Raw genomic sequence first — 16490 nt, 5'->3', positions numbered from 1 at the left:
TCACCGCCCCCGGCAACGGGGCGGACGCCGAGTTCGTCGACGCCGCGGCCCCCGGCCCGCGCCGCCGGCGCCGCGCCGAGCCCGACGGACCGTTCGACCGGGTCATCGCACTCGTCGGGCCCGGCGTGGGCGTCGTGCGCCGCCGCCTCGGCATCCTCGACGCCGACCAGAAGGCAGCCCTCACCCCCGAGGAGCGCCGGACCCGGCGTCGCCGGCAGGTCGTGTACTCGCTGGTCGGGACGGCCGCGTCGATCGTGCTGCTGCCGCTGCTGCTGCTCGGGCTCGGCTGGCTGCTGTTCCCGATCCCCAGCACCGACGACGCGGTGCAGAACCAGATCGCCACCGTCTCCTACGCCGACGGCGGCCAGCTCGCCCGCCTCGTGCCCGAGCAGGGCAACCGGATCAAGGTCGGGATGGACGCCATCCCGGTGCCCGTGCGCGAGGCCGTGCTGGCGGCCGAGGACCGGTCGTTCTACTCGAACCCGGGCTTCGACTTCACCGGCATCCTGCGGGCGATGGTCAACCAGCTGACCGGCGGCGTCGGCGGCGGGTCGACGATCACCCAGCAGTACGTCAAGAACACCCTGGTGGGTAACGACGCGACGTACTGGCGGAAGTACAAGGAACTGATCGTCTCGCTGAAGGTCTCCGGGCAGAAGTCCAAGGACGAGATCCTCAACGACTACCTCAACGCCATCTACTTCGGCCGCGGCGCCTACGGCATCGAGTCCGCCAGCCTCGCCTACTACGGCAAGCCCGCGGCCCAGCTGACCCCCAGCGAGGGCGCACTGCTCGCCGGGATCATCCAGTCGCCGTCCAACTGGGACCCGGCGAACTCCCCGGACCGGGCGAAGCAGCGCTGGAACTTCGTCCTCGACGGCATGGCCGCCCAGGGCTGGATCTCCCAGGCCGACCGGCAGGCCGCCGTGTTCCCGCAGACCATCGCGCCGGAGAACACCTCGCGCTCGTCGTCGCTGACCGACGCCCGCGGCCACATCCTCAACGCGGTCCGCTCCGAGCTGGGCTCGCTGGGCATCTCCGAGCAGGCGTTCGCCCAGGGCGGCCTCCAGGTGACGACGACGATCGACCCGCAGCGCCAGCAGCAGCTCACCGACTCGGTCGAGCAGAAGCTGCGCGGCGAGCCGGAGCTGCTGCGCACCGGCGCGGTCGCGATCGACCCGCGCACCGGCGGCATCGTCGGCTACTACGGCGGGCCGAACGGCACCGGCCTGGACTACGCCCAAGTCATGAAGCAGCCCGGGTCGACGTTCAAACCGTTCGCCGTGCTCGCCGGGCTCCTGAACGACCCGCCGATCGGCCTGGGCACCACCTTCGACGGGTCCGAGCGGCCGGGGCTGCGCAACGCCGAGGGCGCCAACTGCCCGCGCTGCGACCTCAAGCAGGCGATGACGATCTCCAACAACGTCGTCTTCACCAAGCTCGCCGCACAGGTCGGGCCGCAGAAGGTCGCCGACGCCGCCCGCCTCGCCGGCATCACCGCGCCACTGGAGAACCCCGACGCGCGGCTCCCGCTGGGCAACAAGGAGGTCACGCCGGTCCAGCTGGCGTCGGCCTACGCCACCATCGCCGCGGGAGGTGTCTGGCACGCCCCGCACATGGTGTCCAAGGTCGTCGACTCCGACGGGCGGGTGCTCTACGAGTACCAGCCGGGCGAGGGCGAGCAGCGCTTCCCCGAGCAGGTGGCGCGCAACGTCGCCGAGGCGATGATGAACGTCGTCGACAACGACGGGCTGCAGCTGCCCGACGGGCAGGAGGCCGCCGGCAAGACCGGCACCGTCCAGTCCCGCTTCGAGGGCCAGAACAACGACGCCTGGTTCGCCGGCTTCACCCCCGGGATCGCGACGGCCGTGTGGGTCGGGACCGACCGCAACGACCCGATCCAGGACTCCGCGGGCCGCCCGATCAACGGCGCCGACCTGCCCGGATCGGTGTGGAAGGCGTTCATGTCCGACACCGTGCGCGCCACCGGCACGGCCGAGTTCCCCGCGTTCAGGCCGATCGGTGAGTCGCCCTCCACCCTGGCGCCCAACGAGCCGACCGCCCCGCCGACGCCGACGAGCACGCCGTCGGCCGAGCCCACGCCGGAGCCGACCGCGGACCCGGTGGCCCCCACCGATCCTCCGGCACCGGTCGAGCCGACCGGTGTCCCGGAGACGACCGGCGACCCGGTGCCCGCCCAGCAGGACGACACGCAGCCGGGCGCGGACGCGGGCCGCGCCGCCGACCCGACCGTCGGCTGATCCGCCCCGTTCGCGCCGCGGCCGGGCTACCGTGGACGGGTGACCGGTGACCATCACTTCGAGGTGGTGGCCTGGCGGGCGGACCGCAGGCTCACCCTCTACGTGCCGGGCATCGAGGCGTCGACCACCGTCGACGACCCCCGGGTGGCCGAGGACGCGGTGCGCGACCTGATCGCGGACCTCACCGGCGTCGACCGCGGGGTCATCACCTGCGACATCCGGCTCGGACGCCCCTGGCGGTCCGGGATCTGAGACCTCCCGGTCAGCGGGCCGGCGGCACCAGGATCGTCGCCGCCGCGGCGCAGACCGACTCGGTGAGTGCGTCGAGCACCGTGGTGCGGAGCTTCCAGTGCTGCCAGTACAGCGGGACGTCGAGATGCCGCTCGGCGTCGAGCAGCACGAGCCGCCCGGCGGCCGCGGCCTCCCGGGCCGGGCCGTCGGTGAACATCCCCCAGCCCAGACCCGCACGGATCGCGTCGTGGTAGCCGTCGGCGGCGGGCACCCGGTGCGCCGGGCCGGTGCACGGCCGGTGGGTGAGCCCGCGGACGAACCGCGTCTGCAACCGGTCCTTCGGCCCGAAGTCGACCCGCGGGGCGAGCGGGAACGCCTCGGCCGGGTCCCGCCCGGCGAACCACCGGTCGTACACCGGCCGGGCGGCGACGGGCCGGTAGCGGGTCGCGCCCAGCGGCCGGACCGTGCAGCCCTGCACCGGCGCGGACGACGTCGTGACCGCCCCGACCACCGAGCCCTCCCGGAGCAGGGCCGCGGTGTGCTGCTCGTCGTCGACGTGCAGGTCCAGCCGGACCCCGTACCGGGCGGCCAGCGGGACCACCGCGGACAGGAACCAGTGGGTCACCGAGTCCGCGTTCACCGCGATCGGCAGGTGCGTGCCCGCGGTGTCGGCGCTGCCGAAACCGGCCTCGACCTCCCCCTCGAGCACGGCGATCTGGCGGGCGAGCCGCAGCAGCGCGGCGCCCTCCTCGGTGGCGACGCAGGGGCGCGTGCGGCGCACCAGGATCCGGCGCGCCTGCCGTTCCAGGGCCTTGATCCGCTGGGACACCGCGGACGGCGTGATGGACAGCCGCGCGGCGGCGGCGTCGAACCCACCCTCCTCCACCACGGCGCTCAGGGTGGCGAGCCGCTCCCGGTCGTACATGAAGCGATTCTACAGTTCATGACGTTCTTTCAGTTGCTGACGTATTCCTGGCGCGGTCGGCCTAGCGTCGGTGACGTGAGTGTGCTGGCGGGATTCGGGACGGGACTGTCGCTGATCGCGGCGATCGGGGCACAGAACGCGTTCGTGCTGCGGCAGGGGCTGCGACGTGAGCACGTCCCGGCGGTGGTGGTGTTCTGCGTGCTGGCCGACCTGGTGCTGGTGACCGCGGCGGTCGCGGGCGTCGGGCTGGTCGTCGACCGGGTGCCGGGCCTGGTCGAGGTGGTGCGCTGGGGCGGCGTCGCGTGGCTGACCGGCTACGGCCTGCTGGCGCTGCGGCGCGCCCTGCGTCCCGCCGGTCTCGACACCGACGTCCGCGGCGCGGCGCGCCCGCTCGTGCCCGTCCTGGGGAGCGCCGCCGCACTGACCTTCCTGAACCCGCACATGATGCTGGACCTGCTGGTGCTCGGGTCGCTGGCCGCCGCGCACGGCGACGACGGCCGGTGGGCGTTCGGCGCCGGGGTGGTCGTGGCCAGCCTGACCTGGTTCTCCGGGCTCGGCTTCGGCGCGGCGCGGCTCGCGGGGCTGTTCGCCCGGCCGACGGCGTGGCGGGTGCTCGACGGCGTCGTCGCCACGGTGATGCTCGGCCTGGCGGTCGCGCTGGCCGCCGGGTGAGGAGTGGGGGTACAACATCGTCCATGTCCGCCGAGTACGTGCCGGGGCGGCCGCCCGCCGCACTGCGAGCGCACGTGCTGCGCTACCTCGGCTACCGCGAGCACGCCGCCGCTCCCCTGCGTCGTCGTCAGCCGCCGTCCGCCGGGACCGCGCTGATCCTGGGGCTGCACCCGCTGACGCTGTCCGGGCCGGCCGTCGGGACCGGGCCGGCGGCCGCGTTCGTCGGCGGCCTGAGCGACACCTGGGTGCTGACCGAGTTCACCGGCCCGCAGGCCGGGGTGCAGGTGGACCTGACCCCGGCGGCGACCTACACCCTCCTCGGCGGGCGGGCGCTGCCCGGCGGCACGGTGCCCCGCCTCGACGAGCTCGACGACCCCGTGCTCGCCGCGCTGCCCGCCCGCCTGGCCGCCGAGCCCACCTGGGACGGCCGATTCGACCTGGTCAGCGGACTGCTCGCGGACCGGCTCCTGGACGACCGGGCACGCCTCCCCGCACCCGAGGTGCGCTACGCCTGGGACCGGCTCAGCGCGACCGCGGGCCGGGTCGGCGTCGCGGAGCTGGCCGCCGAGACCGGCTGGAGCCGCCGCCACCTGCAGTCCCGGTTCCGGACCCAGGTCGGTCTCGCCCCCGGCACCGTCCGCCGGGTGCTGCGCTTCGCGCGCGCCGCGGAGCTGGTCGGGGGCGGGCGGGACCCGCTCGCGCTCGTCGCCGCCGAGTGCGGCTACGCCGACCAGCCCCACCTCTCCCGCGAGTTCCGGGCGCTCGCGGGGATTTCACCCGCCGCATTCCGCGCCGAACAGTTCCCATTCCTTCACGACGCACCGCCGCGCCCCGGTCAGGATGGTTCGTCATGAGCATCCACCCGACCCTCCGCTACGACGACCCCCGCGCCGCCATCGCATTCCTCACCACGGCGCTCGGCTTCCGGGAGGTCGCCGTCCACACCGGCGACGACGGCGGGGTCGCCCACGCCGAGCTCGCCTGGGACGACGGCGCCGACACCGGCGTCGTGCTGATCGGACCGCGCCGCGCCGGGGGCGACCGCTTCGACACCGGTCGGACCGTGGTCTACCTGACCTGCGACGACCCGGACGCGGTGCACGCCCGCGCGGCCGCCGCGGGGGCGGAGATCACCATGGCGCCGGTCGACCAGGACTACGGTTCGCGCGAGTGCGCCGTCGCCGACCCGGAGGGCAACACGTGGAGCGTGGGGACCTACCGGCCGTCCGCGGGGCGCCCGTGACCGCACGCCACCCGGACCCCGCCGACCCGCTGCCGTGGCTGCGGGAGATCTGCCTGTCCCTGCCCGAGGTGACCGAGAAGCAGAGCCACGGGTCGCCGTCGTGGTTCGTGCGGAGGATGTTCGTCTCCTACGCCGGGCACCACCACGGCCACCCGCACCTGGCGTTCTGGTGCGCCGCGGCGCCGGGTGTGCAGGCCGAGCTGGTCGCCGAGGACCCGGCCCGCTTCTTCCGGCCCGCCTACGTCGGGCACCGCGGCTGGCTCGGGGTGGTGCTCGACGGCACCGGCCCCGACGCCGCCGACCGCGACGAGATCACCGAGATCGTGACCGACGCGTGGCGGTGCGTGGCCCCGGCCCGGCCGGCCGGCCGGCTCGACAGCTGACCCAGGGCGCGGCGCCCGACCCGCGGACGGACCGGAGCAGCGAGGTCAGCAGCCGGGCGTGGTCGGCGTCGGCCTGGCTCGGGTCACGGCGCTCGTCCGCGACGGCGCCGGCGACGCGATGGCCGAGCAGAGCCGGCAGATCTTCGTCACGTGCACGGCCGGCCGCCTCGGACCACCCGACCATGATCACCGGTTGTGGAGGATGAGGCCCGCGTCGTGAACGGATCGCTCCACAACCGGTGATCTTCCGGCGCCGGTCGAGCCGAGGCGACGTCCGGTCGGGCGTCCGGGTACACCGCGGAGCCGGCCGGACCGCGGGGATGCGGTGCGGACGCCGGACGCTCGCACGGCACCTCACAGGGCCGACCGGCGCCGATGCCGGGCGGACGTCGCTCAGGCGTTCGCGCCGGTGACCGCCGAACCGGCCGGAGCCGGGGACGTGCGCTCCGCGGCCCGCGCCGCGGCCTTCTGCGGGCGACGGGCGCGCAGCCTCGCGAGCAGGCTCCCCTCGGGGCGCTCGGCCAGTGCCGAGGTGAACCGGTCGAGGAAGATCGCCACGATGACGACGGCGAGCCCGCCCTCGACGCCGGTCGCGATGTCGAGCTGGGTGACCGCGCTGACCACCGTCGTGCCCAGCCCGTCGGCACCGGCGAGGCCCGCGACGACCACCATGGACAGCGCCAGCATGATCACCTGGTTGACGCCGGCCATGATCGAGGGCAGTGCCATCGGCAGCTGGACCTCGCGCAGGATCTGGCGGGGGTGGGCCCCGAAGGCGTGCGCGGCCTCGACGACCTCGCCGTCGACGCCCCGGATGCCCAGCTCGGTGAGCCGGACCGCGGGCGCGATCGAGAACACGATCGTCGCGACGACGCCCGGCACCACACCGATGCCGAACAGCAGCACAACCGGGATCAGGTAGACGAACGCCGGGACCGTCTGTGCCAGGTCGAGGACCGGGCGCAGCGTCCGGCTCGCCGCGCGGCTGCGGGCGGCCCAGATGCCCAGCGGCACACCGATCGCCACCGCGATCAGCGCCGCGACGAGCACCAGGCCGAAGGTCTCCATCGTCTCGGTCCACAGGTCGAACGAGGACACGACGAGGAAGCCGACCAGGGTGAACACCGCGAACCCGACCCCGCGCACGAGCAGCGCGAGCGCCACGAGCAGCAGCAGCCAGACCCACCACACCGGGGCGGTGAAGATCGAGGTCACCGCCTCGACGACCGCGGTGATCGCGACCCCGACGGCGTCGAACACGACCCCGGCGTTCTGCAGCAGCCAGAGGATGAACGCCTCGACGTAGCTCCCGAACTCGAACCTGGGCATCAGGCGTTCCTCCCGTCGGCGGTGGCCTCGTCGTGGGTCGACAGGGCGGCGAGCACGGCACCGCGCGGGACGACGCCGGTGAGGCGGCCGTCGTCGACCACCGCGAGCGGGACCGGGTTGCGCCCGACCTGGTGCAGCAGGTCGATCAGGGGCCGGCCCGGTTCGGTGGTGCGGTACTCCTCGACGAGGGCGGACCGGTCGATGCCGGTGGCGCCCCGCCCCGCGGCGTGGCCGAGCCAGTCGTCGCGGACGACACCGAGGATGCGGTGGCCGTCGTCGACGACGTAGGCGCCGGTCGCCTCGGCCCTGCCCAGCCGCACGAGCACGTCGGCGGGGCGCTCGTCGAGGGTGACGGTGATGCGGGCCTCGCGGATCACGTCGGCGGCGGTGAGCACCCGGCTGCGGTCGACGTCGGAGACGAACTCGGCGACGTAGTCGTCGGCCGGGGACTCCAGGATCTGCGGCCCGGTGCCGACCTGGACGAGCCGGCCGTCCTTGAGCAGCAGGATGCGGTCACCGAGCAGCATGGCCTCGTTGAGGTCGTGGGTGATGAACACGATGGTCTTCTTGAGGTCCCGCTGCAGACGGACGAGCAGCTGCTGCATGTCGCGGCGGATCAGCGGGTCGAGCGCGGAGTAGGGCTCGTCCATCAGCAGCACATCGGTGTCGCTGGCCAGCGCCCGCGCCAGCCCGACGCGCTGCTGCATGCCGCCCGAGAGCTGGCCGGGCAGCGCGTCGGCACGGTCGCCGAGGCCGACCTGCTCGAGCGCCCACTCGGCCTTCTCGCGACGGGTGCCGGCGTCGACGCCGCGGATCTGCAGCCCGTACTCGGCGTTCTGCCGCACGGTGCGGTGCGGCAGCAGCGCGAAGTGCTGGAACACCATCGCGATCCGCTCGTTGCGCAGCGTGCGCAGGTCGGCGGCGCCGAGCGAGCCGAGCTCGCGGCCGTCGACGGCGATGCTGCCCGAGGTCGGCTCGATGAGCCGGTTCAGCAGCCGGACCAGCGTCGACTTGCCGGAGCCGGACAGGCCCATGATCACGAACAGCTCGCCGTCGCCGATGTCGAAGGACACGTCGTGCACGGCCAGGGTGGCCCCGGTGCGGCGCTGGATCTCCGGCCGGCCGAGTCCCTCGCCTGCCAGCCGCACGGCCTCGTCGGCGGCCTTGCCGTCGCCGAAGACCTTCGTCAGGTTCCGTACCTCGATCATGCTCCGGCTCCCACCCACTGGCGGACGCGGTCCGGGTGCGCGGCCACGTACTCGCGGGCCACCACCTCCACGTCCTGGTTGTCCACGTCGACCCGCTGGAGCATCTGCTCGACATCGGGCAGCGGCAGCTCGAAGCGGCGCAGCATCGCCGCGAAGCCGGGGCTGGTGCGGGCCAGCTCGGGGCTCGCCGCCGTCCAGGCCGAGTACGCCGGCATGGCGCAGGCGCCGTCGCCGGTGGTGTAGCAGTCGTCGCGGGCCGGGGTCGGCTCGGTCAGCTTGGTCAGCGCGAGCTCCTCGAAGATGTAGTGCGGCCGGTACAGGTAGACCAGGATCGGCTGGCGGCGCTCGTAGGCGCGGCGCAGCTCGGCGATCTGCGCGGCCTCGCTGGAGGTCACCTGCTCCAGGTCCAGCCGGTACCCGGCGAGGCGCTTCGCGTTGTACTCGGTGGTGAGGAAGCTGGGGTCGGAGTCGACGAGCCGGTTGCCGAGGGCGTCGGCGTAGTCGTTCAGCTGGGTGACGCTGGTCAGCCCGGCGAGCGGCTGTCCCGGCTCGACCGCGTAGCTGGGGACATACCAGCCCTGCTCGGCGCCTTCGTAGGTCGGGTGGACCAGCTCGATCCGTTCCGCCGCCTTCGCGGCCAGCTCGGACTGGTTGGGCATCGCGACCTCGGTGAGGGCGTCGACGTCGCCGCGCTGGGCGCCGGCCCAGGCGGTCGCGGGTCCGACCTGGATGGTCTTGAGCCGGCCGACGCCGAGCTCCGGGTGGGCCGCGACGACCTCACCGAGGATCGCGTTGGTCAGCTTCGCCGCGCTCCACGGGAACTGGGCGAGCCGGACGGTCGGGCCGTCGGCACCGGCGGCCGCGCAGCCGGATGCGGCCAGCAGCACCGCGAGCAGGGCGGTGACCAGGCGGACCGTCCTGGTCCGGGGTACGGCAACGGGCGGATCGGCCACGGGGGCACGTCCTCTCGGGGGTCGTCGGCTCTCCGCGTCCCGGTCGGCTTCAGGACACGCGGGCAGGCGTCAACGACAGGCGGACGACCACATCCGGCACAGGTCGACGTCCAGACGCGACGTCAGCCGGAGGTCGGGAATCACGCGAACGAGCCTTCACGACCGTTCCGGACGGCGCAACAGCGAGCACTACGATCGTGATGTGCCTGCGACGTCTCTGCTCGAACTGGACGGCCTGCGCCACGAGTACTCCGACACCGGTGACCCCGGCGACGACCGTGCGCCGCTGCTGTTCCTGCACGAGGGGCTCGGGTCGGTCGGTCTGTGGCGTGGGTTCCCCGAGCGGGTCGCGGCCGCGTCCGGGCGCCGGGCCGTCGCGTACTCCCGGCTCGGGCACGGCCGCTCCGACCGCCCCCGCACCCCGCGGACCACGGCGTTCATGGCGACCGAGGCGACGACGACCGTCCCGGCCCTGTGCGCCGCGCTCGACCTGGAGCACCCGGTCCTCGTCGGACACTCCGACGGCGCCACGATCGCGCTGCTCGCGGCCGCGGCGATGCCGGTCACCGGGGTGGTCGTGCTCGCCCCGCACGTGCTGACCGAGCCGTTCGCCCTCACCGCGATCCGGGCCGCCCGCACCGCGTTCGACGACGGCGACCTCCGCACCCGGATGGCCCGCCACCACGACGACCCGGACGCCGCGTTCCGCGGGTGGAACGACATGTGGCTGGCCGAGGAGTTCACCGACTGGGACGTCCGCGACACCCTGCCCGGGATCACCGCGCCGGTTCTCGCCGTCCAGGGCGACGACGACCCGTACGGCAGCGCCGTGCACGTCCACGCGGTCGCCGAACGGGCGTCGGGACCGGTGACCCTCACCGAGCTGTCCTGCGGGCACGAGCCCCACCTGGAGCTGCCCGAGCAGACGCTCTCGGCGGTGACGGCGTTCCTGCGCACCCTCCCCTGACCGGCCCGGCCCATGATCTCGCGTCCGCGCGCGGGACCGCGGTGCGCGCGCGACGTACTGCGCGCGGGGAGCGGTTCCGCGCGCGAGCCTGTGCTCACGGGCGGGGGGTGGCGGTCCAGGCGGTCCAGCGGACGGGGGTCAGGGCCAGCACCGGGCCCTCGGGTGGCCGGGCGGCGTAGGGGGCGTACCGGGCGGCCAGGGCCGCGACGGCGCGGGAGTGCAGGTCGCCGTCGTCGTGGATCGTCGCGGTGGCGTCCAGGCGCACCCACCACAGCTGTGACCAGTCGTCGTCGTAGTGGTCGGCGAGCAACGCGACGCGTGGGTCGGCCTCGACGTCGCGCAGCCGCGCGAGCCGGCGGTGCCGCTTGGGCTTGACGTCGTCGACGGCGGACACCACCAGCCCGTCGACGAGCGCGAAGGTGACCGGCACCAGGCGCGGGGTGCCGTCGGTGGCGCGGATCGTCGCGAGCCGCGCCACCCGCGCGCCGGTCAGCAGCGAGCGGGCAGCGGTCTCGTCGAGGGAGGGCACAGGTCTCAGGCCGCCGGGACGTCCACCCGGACGGCGAGCAGCCGCGCCAGGCGGGTGTCACGGCGCTCGTGCTCGGCGAACCCGGGGGCGGTGCAGAGGAACAGGGTGTGGCCGTCGTCGCCGCCGAGTGCGCAGGCGTAGGTGCCGACCTGGCCGGTGGAGACCTCGCCGTCGACCATCCCGCCGGGGCGGACCCGGATCGCCCGGTTGCCGATGGCGTCGGCGACCCAGATCGCACCCTCCGCGTCGGGGGCGGAGATGCCGTCCGGGGCGACGGTGAGCTCGGCGATGGCGTCGAACGGGTCCTCGGCGGCCGACGGCGGACCGAACAGCGCCCAGTCCCGGCGCGGGCCGAGCGTGCCGTCGTCGCCGACCGCGAAGGCGGACATCCGGTTGCCGAAGGTCTCGGCGACGACGAGGTCCCCGCCGGACAGCGTGGGTCCGTTCGCGAAGTGCAGCGGCTCGCTCGCGACCGACACGCTCCCGTCCGGCGCGACGCGCAGCAGCGGCGCGGCGGCCCGCGGGGCACCGTTCATCAGGTCGAAGCCGAAGCTGCCCACCCAGAGGCCGCCGCCGCCGTCGACGACCATGTCGTTCAGGACGTGCTCGGCGTGGCCGGACAGGTCGGCGTGGGTGGCGAGGGTGCCGTCGGTCTCGCGGCGCAGGATCCGCCGGTCGCGCATGGACACGATCAGCAGCCTGCCGTCGGGCAGCCAGCCCAGGCCGGAGGGCTGCTGGGGCACCTCGGCCTCGGTGCGCAGGTCCGACCCGTCGGCACGGGCCGAGAGCACCCGGTGGGTGTAGAAGTCGCTGACCCAGATCCTCCCGTCGTGCCAGCGTGGGCCCTCGAGGAAGGACATGTCCGACAGCACCGTCGACAGCTCCGTCATGGCGATCAGTCTGGCCCCCCGGGAATCCGGGCGCCAGCGCGGTCGTTGATCGTGCAACAACCACCGACCGTGGAGGTCCCGATGCCCGCCGTCTCCGTCGCCGACGTCAGCGCCCTGCCCCGTGTGCCCGTCCCCGGCCCGACCGACCTGGACCGGGGCGTCCGCAGCGTCACCACCGCTCCGCGCGGGTACGAGGGCGAGGGCTTCCCGGTCCGCCGCGCCTTCCAGGGGGTGGACCTGCGCGACCTCGACCCGTTCCTGCACATGGACCAGATGGGCGAGGTCGAGTACGCCCCGGGCGAGCCGAAGGGCACCTCGTGGCACCCGCACCGCGGCTTCGAGACCGTCACCTACATCATCGACGGGACCTTCGAGCACGGTGACAGCCACGGCGGCGGCGGGACCATCACCGACGGCGACACCCAGTGGATGACCGCGGGCTCGGGCCTGCTGCACATCGAACGCCCACCGGAGTCGCTGGTGCGCAGCGGCGGGCTGTTCCACGGACTGCAGCTGTGGGTGAACCTGCCGCGCGCGGACAAGTGGCTGCCGCCGAAGTACCAGGACCTGCGGGGCGGCGAGTCCGCGCTGGTCACCACGCTCGACGGCGGCGCGCTGCTGCGGGTCATCGCCGGCGACGTGGCGGGCGCGTCCGGACCGGGCTCGACCCACACCCCGATGGCGATGGTGCACGCCACCGTCTCCCCCGGCGCACAGCTGCGGCTGCCCTGGCCGCGGCCCTACAACGTGCTTGTCTACGTACTGAGCGGGTCCGGCACCGTCGGTGCGGACCGACGCCCGGTCCGCACCGGCCAGCTCGCCGTGTTCGGGCCCGGGGACCTGATCACGGTCGAGGGCGGCACGGGGCAGGAGTCCCGTCACCCGGCGCTGGACGTCGTGGTGCTCGGCGGGCAGCCGATCCGCGAGCCCGTCGCGTGGGCGGGCCCGTTCGTGATGAACACCCGCGAGGAGGTGCAGCGGGCGTTCGAGGACTACCAGCGCGGCCGTCTCGGCGTGGTGCCGTCGGACTACGTGCCGCACGGCTCCCTCCCCGGCTCGTTCAACTGACGGGTTGAACACGAGCCCTCCCCGCGCTACGGTGTATTCAACCGCGAGGTTGAACGAGGAGGAGACGTGGAGGACCGGCTGAACCGGGTCTTCGCCGCACTGGCGGACCCGATCCGGCGCGACATGGTGGCCCGGCTGGCGACGGCCGACGCGACCGTGAACGAGCTGGCCGAGCCCTACGACGTCTCCGTGCAGGCCGTCTCCAAGCACATCCGGGTACTGGAAGACGCGGGGCTGGTCCGGCGCAGCCGGCAGGCCCAGCGTCGTCCGGTGCACCTCGAGGCGGAGGTCTTCGACCTGATGACGGCCTGGATCGAGCGGTACCGGCGGCAGGTGGAGGAGCGCTACGCGCGCCTCGACGACCTGCTCGCCGACGAGTCCGCACCCACCGAGCACGAGGAGACGGCATGAGCACCACCGGCACCCGCGGCACCCGCGGCACCGCCATCGAGACCGTGGACGACCTGCCCGCGATCCGCATCACCCGGGAGTTCGACGCACCCCCGGAGCGGGTCTTCGACGCCCATGTCGACGAGGACGAGGTCGTGCGCTGGCTGGGGCCGCGCGGGCTGACGATGACGGTGCACCGCTGGGACGCCGAGACCGGCGGCGGCTACCGCTACACCCACGCCGACGACGGCGGCGAGTACCGCTTCTTCGGCTCGTTCCACGAGGTCCGCGCCCCGGAGCGGATCGTGCAGACCGTCGCCTTCGAGGGCTTCCGCGACAGCGTCTGCCTGGAGACGATGACCCTGACCCCGCTGCCCGGCGGGCGGACCCGGTTGGTCGCGCAGTCGCTGTACGACTCGTTCGCCGCCCGCGACGCGATGCTCGCCTCGGGGATGGACGTCGGGGTGAACGAGGGCTACGAGCGGCTCGACGAGCTGCTGGCCTCCCGGTAGGCCGCCGGGGTCAGGCCCGTCGCGCGTTTGAACACCTGCCCGAAGTGCGAGGGCCCGCGGAACCCCCACCGCGACCCGATGGCCGCGGCGGGCACGTCGGCCAGGCTTGCGTCGGCCAGGTCGCGCCGGCACATCTCGACCCGCCGCGCACGGATCCAGGCCGCGGCGCTCGTCCCGGTCCCGGCGAACAGGTTGTGCAGGTGGCGCGCGGACACGAAGTGCGCGGCGGCGATCCCGGCGGGGGCGAGGTCCGGGTCGCCGAGGTGCGCCTCGACGTAGGCCTTGATCCGGTCCAGCAGGTCGCAGTGCGAGGCGGGCTCGGCACCGGCCGTGCTCCGCAGCAGCACCCCGACCAGGTCCACGGCGTGGCGCACCGCGACGGCGGCGTGCGGGCCCATCGCGAGCCGGTGCGCGTCGAGATGGCGCAGGGTGTCGCACACGTAGCCGGCCAGGCCGGGGCCCGCGTCGAACGCGGTGCCCGCCACCCCGGTGAGCGGCTCGCCGCGGGGCTCGACGCGGTCGCGGGGGAACGACACGCACAGCGCGCGGAACGCGGCGTCCGCGGTGGGGGTGCCCGGGCGGGCCGGGTCCAGCAGCGCCCATCGCCCGGGAACCAGCGGCTGACCGTCGCCGAGCAGTGCGCTGCCCGCGAGCGCCACGACCAGGACCAGGCGGTCGCCACCGGGGGCGGGCAGGTCGCCGGTGACGGTGGTGAAGGAGACGCCGACGGGTCCGGAGCCGTCGGGTCCGGAACCGGGTCCGGAGTCGGTGGGACGGTCGGCGACGGTCGTCATCGGCGGCTCCTGGTCGTGCTGGTGGCCGCACCCAGCCTAGTCACGCAGCAGCCGCCCACCGGGCCGGTGCGGGCGTGCACGCGGACGACAGCGGTCTGCGCCCGTCGGCGATGTGCCGCGGCCGCCGCGTTCCTAGCGTCTGCGCACGTGGCTCATGTCGAAGGCTCCCATCATGTGACCCTGTCCGTCGCCGGCGCCCAGGAGGACGTCGACTTCCACACGAAGATCCTCGGCATGCGCTTCATCAAGCGCACCGTCCTGTTCGACGGCTCCCTGCCGATCTACCACCTCTACTACTCCAACGCCGACGGCGACCCGTCCAGCGTGGTCACCACGTTCCCGTGGGCGCAGGCGGGCCAGTTCGGCACCCGCGGCACCAACCAGGCCCGCGAGGTCCTGCTGTCGGTGCCGGAGGGCTCGCTGGACTTCTGGGCGCAGCGGCTGCGCGCCCACGACGTCGAGGTCAGCGACGTCGAGCGGTTCGACCAGCGGCGGCTCGCGTTCGCCCACCCGTCGGGCATCGAGTACCAGTTCGTCGCGAACGCCGGTGACCCGCGCCGCGGCTACGAGGGCAACGGCGTGTCGGCCGAGCACGCGATCCACGGCATCCACGGCGTCGGCGTGCACATGACCACCCCGGACCGGATGGTCGAGTTCGCCGACACCTCGTTCTTCGCCCAGGGCGACCCCGCCGAGGACGGCGACGTGTTCGGCCTGCGGATCGGCGACGCGAAGGTCGGCAACCACCTGGAGATCACCGTCAACCGGCACGACGACCAGGGCACCTGGCGCTACGGCGCGGGCACCTACCACCACTTCGCGTGGAACGTGTCGGACCTGGCGAACCAGGACGCGGTGAAGTTCGACATCGAGGGCGCCGGCTACACCGACATCTCCGAGCTCAAGGACCGCAAGTACTTCAAGAGCGTCTACGTCCGGACGCCGAGCGGGGCACTGTTCGAGCTGGCCGTCACCCACGACGAGGGCGGCTGGACCTGCGACGAGTCCCCGCAGGAGCTCGGCACCCGGTTCCAGCTGCCCGAGCAGTTCGAGCACCGGCGCGAGGAGATCTTCGCCAAGCTGGAACCGATCGAGGGCTGATGGCCACCTGGGGGGATCCGGACGCGCCGCTGGTCGTGCTCGCCCTGCACGGGCGGGGCCGCGACCCCGACGACATGCGGGCCACCGCGGCCCGGTTCGGGGACGTGCCCGCCCGGTTCGTCGCCCCGCCGGCGCCGGACGGCAGCTGGTACCCGAAGCCGTTCCTGGAGCCGTTCGACGAGAACCGCGACGCGCTGCTGCGCGCCCTGGGCATCGTCGACGACGAGCTGGCCCGGCTCGCCGACGCCGGTGTCGGCCGGGACCGGGTGGTGCTGTGGGGGTTCTCCCAGGGCGCCTGCCTGGCCGCGCACCACCTGCTGGTGCGCGACCCGCGCCCGTGCGCGGGGCTGGTGCTGTTCACCGGCGGGTTCGTCGGTCCGGACCCGGTTCCGGCGCCGCCGGCCGGGGCGCTGGCCCCGACCCCGGCGGTGCTGCGGTCGATCTCGCGCGACCCGTGGGTGCCCGCGCACCGGGTCTCCGACACCGCATCGCTGCTGGTCGCCGGCGGCGCGCGGGTCGACCTGCGGATCGACGACGGCGACGAGCACGTGATCACCGACGAGGCGTGCGCGGCCGCGGCCGGGCTCCTGCACGCGGTCGCTGTCGGGGGTCGCCTCTAGCGTGGGGGTGTGTTCGTCGTCCACGCCCTGCACTCCCCCACCCGGGGCGTCCTGCTGTGGGCGGAGGACGGCGAGCGCACCCCCCGCACCGACCGCCGGTCGCTGCGCACGGCGCGGCCGCACCCGTTCGCGGTGCCGTCGGACGAGCTGGCCGCGATCCATCCGGGCAAGCCGGCGTCGGTGACGGTGCTGCTGCCCTCGCACCCGTCGGGCCCGCAGGACTCCCCCGGCCTGGTCCGGTCCCGGCCACGCACCCGGAGCCGGGGCACGCCGACGCTGGCGCCGTGGACGGTGCCCGCGGTCGTCGTCGACCCCTCCGAGCTGACCGACCCCTCCGACGAGGTCCGCTACGGCGCCGGGTTCGCCCACCTCGCCGACCTCGCCCGGCTCGCCGAGGAACTCGCGGCCCGCGGC

General features: G+C 74.2%; 19 protein-coding genes and 1 pseudogene. 13 read left to right on the top strand and 7 right to left on the bottom strand.

The window, feature by feature from the left end:
* Together GTW08_RS17990 and GTW08_RS17985 are read left to right on the top strand one after the other, a co-directional pair.
* A partial coding sequence (locus GTW08_RS17990) for a transglycosylase domain-containing protein (RefSeq protein ID WP_237453950.1) occupies window positions 1-2261 on the top strand: 2261 nt, incomplete at its 5' end.
* Window positions 2262-2300: 39 nt separating this feature from the next.
* A complete protein-coding gene (locus tag GTW08_RS17985; protein WP_073574628.1) occupies window positions 2301-2513 on the top strand; it encodes a hypothetical protein in 213 nt (70 codons plus the stop codon).
* A gap of 10 nt (window positions 2514-2523) precedes the next feature.
* On the opposite strand, the gene GTW08_RS17980 is transcribed toward GTW08_RS17985, so the two are convergent.
* The gene (locus GTW08_RS17980) at window positions 2524-3417 is read right to left on the bottom strand and encodes a LysR family transcriptional regulator ArgP (protein WP_073574627.1); all 894 of its coding nucleotides are present in this window, start codon (window positions 3415-3417) and stop codon (window positions 2524-2526) included.
* Between the two features lie 75 nt (window positions 3418-3492).
* On the opposite strand from GTW08_RS17980, the gene GTW08_RS17975 reads away from it, so the two are divergent.
* Genes GTW08_RS17975 through GTW08_RS17960 form a run of 4 tightly spaced genes read left to right on the top strand, consistent with a single transcriptional unit; the run spans window position 3493 to window position 5715 of the window.
* Complete coding sequence (locus GTW08_RS17975) at window positions 3493-4089, top strand: LysE family transporter (protein ID WP_073574626.1); 597 nt, start codon at window positions 3493-3495, stop codon at window positions 4087-4089.
* 23 nt (window positions 4090-4112) lie between these two features.
* On the top strand, window positions 4113-4943 hold the full coding sequence (locus GTW08_RS17970; RefSeq protein ID WP_073574625.1) for a helix-turn-helix domain-containing protein: 831 nt from the start codon (window positions 4113-4115) through the stop codon (window positions 4941-4943).
* The gene (locus GTW08_RS17965; RefSeq protein ID WP_073574624.1) at window positions 4940-5332 is read left to right on the top strand and encodes a VOC family protein; all 393 of its coding nucleotides are present in this window, start codon (window positions 4940-4942) and stop codon (window positions 5330-5332) included. Before GTW08_RS17970 ends, GTW08_RS17965 begins: the two co-directional genes overlap by 4 nt.
* Window positions 5329-5715, top strand: a complete 387-nt coding sequence (locus tag GTW08_RS17960) for an MmcQ/YjbR family DNA-binding protein (RefSeq protein ID WP_073574623.1) — start codon at window positions 5329-5331, stop codon at window positions 5713-5715. The genes GTW08_RS17965 and GTW08_RS17960 overlap by 4 nt, the downstream gene beginning before the upstream one ends.
* Window positions 5716-6108: 393 nt before the next feature.
* On the opposite strand, the gene GTW08_RS17955 is transcribed toward GTW08_RS17960, so the two are convergent.
* Genes GTW08_RS17955 through GTW08_RS17945 form a run of 3 tightly spaced genes read right to left on the bottom strand, consistent with a single transcriptional unit; the run spans window position 6109 to window position 9205 of the window.
* Window positions 6109-7044, bottom strand: a complete 936-nt coding sequence (locus GTW08_RS17955) for an ABC transporter permease (RefSeq protein WP_073574622.1) — start codon at window positions 7042-7044, stop codon at window positions 6109-6111.
* The gene (locus GTW08_RS17950; protein WP_073574621.1) at window positions 7044-8252 is read right to left on the bottom strand and encodes a quaternary amine ABC transporter ATP-binding protein; all 1209 of its coding nucleotides are present in this window, start codon (window positions 8250-8252) and stop codon (window positions 7044-7046) included. Before GTW08_RS17950 ends, GTW08_RS17955 begins: the two co-directional genes overlap by 1 nt.
* The gene (locus GTW08_RS17945) at window positions 8249-9205 is read right to left on the bottom strand and encodes a glycine betaine ABC transporter substrate-binding protein (protein ID WP_073574620.1); all 957 of its coding nucleotides are present in this window, start codon (window positions 9203-9205) and stop codon (window positions 8249-8251) included. The genes GTW08_RS17950 and GTW08_RS17945 overlap by 4 nt, the downstream gene beginning before the upstream one ends.
* Window positions 9206-9407: 202 nt before the next feature.
* On the opposite strand from GTW08_RS17945, the gene GTW08_RS17940 reads away from it, so the two are divergent.
* Window positions 9408-10172 (top strand): alpha/beta fold hydrolase, encoded by a 765-nt coding sequence (locus GTW08_RS17940; protein WP_073574619.1) that lies wholly within the window; start codon window positions 9408-9410, stop codon window positions 10170-10172.
* Window positions 10173-10266: 94 nt separating this feature from the next.
* Here the strand turns inward: GTW08_RS17940 and GTW08_RS17935 are convergent, their stop codons facing one another.
* Both GTW08_RS17935 and GTW08_RS17930 read right to left on the bottom strand, forming a co-directional pair.
* Window positions 10267-10701, bottom strand: a complete 435-nt coding sequence (locus GTW08_RS17935; protein WP_073574618.1) for a TIGR03668 family PPOX class F420-dependent oxidoreductase — start codon at window positions 10699-10701, stop codon at window positions 10267-10269.
* Between the two features lie 5 nt (window positions 10702-10706).
* The gene (locus GTW08_RS17930) at window positions 10707-11591 is read right to left on the bottom strand and encodes an SMP-30/gluconolactonase/LRE family protein (protein WP_073574617.1); all 885 of its coding nucleotides are present in this window, start codon (window positions 11589-11591) and stop codon (window positions 10707-10709) included.
* An 81-nt stretch (window positions 11592-11672) separates the two neighbouring features.
* Between GTW08_RS17930 and GTW08_RS17925 the strand changes: the two genes are divergently transcribed.
* The 3 genes from GTW08_RS17925 (at window position 11673) to GTW08_RS17915 (ending at window position 13561) form a co-directional block, all read left to right on the top strand.
* The gene (locus GTW08_RS17925) at window positions 11673-12659 is read left to right on the top strand and encodes a pirin family protein (RefSeq protein WP_073575267.1); all 987 of its coding nucleotides are present in this window, start codon (window positions 11673-11675) and stop codon (window positions 12657-12659) included.
* A gap of 66 nt (window positions 12660-12725) precedes the next feature.
* Window positions 12726-13070, top strand: a complete 345-nt coding sequence (locus GTW08_RS17920; RefSeq protein ID WP_062395752.1) for an ArsR/SmtB family transcription factor — start codon at window positions 12726-12728, stop codon at window positions 13068-13070.
* Window positions 13067-13561 (top strand): SRPBCC family protein, encoded by a 495-nt coding sequence (locus GTW08_RS17915; protein WP_073574616.1) that lies wholly within the window; start codon window positions 13067-13069, stop codon window positions 13559-13561. The genes GTW08_RS17920 and GTW08_RS17915 overlap by 4 nt, the downstream gene beginning before the upstream one ends.
* Here GTW08_RS17915 and GTW08_RS17910 read toward each other — a convergent pair.
* A complete protein-coding gene (locus tag GTW08_RS17910; RefSeq protein ID WP_073574615.1) occupies window positions 13525-14355 on the bottom strand; it encodes a helix-turn-helix domain-containing protein in 831 nt (276 codons plus the stop codon). The two genes, GTW08_RS17915 and GTW08_RS17910, sit on opposite strands and share 37 nt — an antisense overlap.
* 174 nt (window positions 14356-14529) lie before the next feature.
* Between GTW08_RS17910 and GTW08_RS17905 the strand changes: the two genes are divergently transcribed.
* From GTW08_RS17905 to GTW08_RS17895, 3 genes and pseudogenes are all read left to right on the top strand, one after another.
* Window positions 14530-15456 (top strand): VOC family protein, encoded by a 927-nt coding sequence (locus tag GTW08_RS17905; RefSeq protein WP_253068287.1) that lies wholly within the window; start codon window positions 14530-14532, stop codon window positions 15454-15456.
* A complete protein-coding gene (locus GTW08_RS17900) occupies window positions 15456-16076 on the top strand; it encodes an alpha/beta hydrolase (protein ID WP_073574613.1) in 621 nt (206 codons plus the stop codon). The genes GTW08_RS17905 and GTW08_RS17900 overlap by 1 nt, the downstream gene beginning before the upstream one ends.
* Window positions 16077-16085: 9 nt before the next feature.
* Window positions 16086-16490, top strand: a pseudogene (locus GTW08_RS17895) (ATP-dependent helicase); the annotation flags it as partial.

The sequence above is a fragment of the Pseudonocardia sp. SID8383 genome (assembly GCF_009864975.1).
Classification (GTDB): Bacteria; Actinomycetota; Actinomycetes; order Mycobacteriales; family Pseudonocardiaceae; genus Pseudonocardia; species Pseudonocardia alni.
The sequence above is the reverse complement of the archived record's forward strand: the minus strand, read 5'-3'. Positions and strand labels throughout refer to the sequence as shown.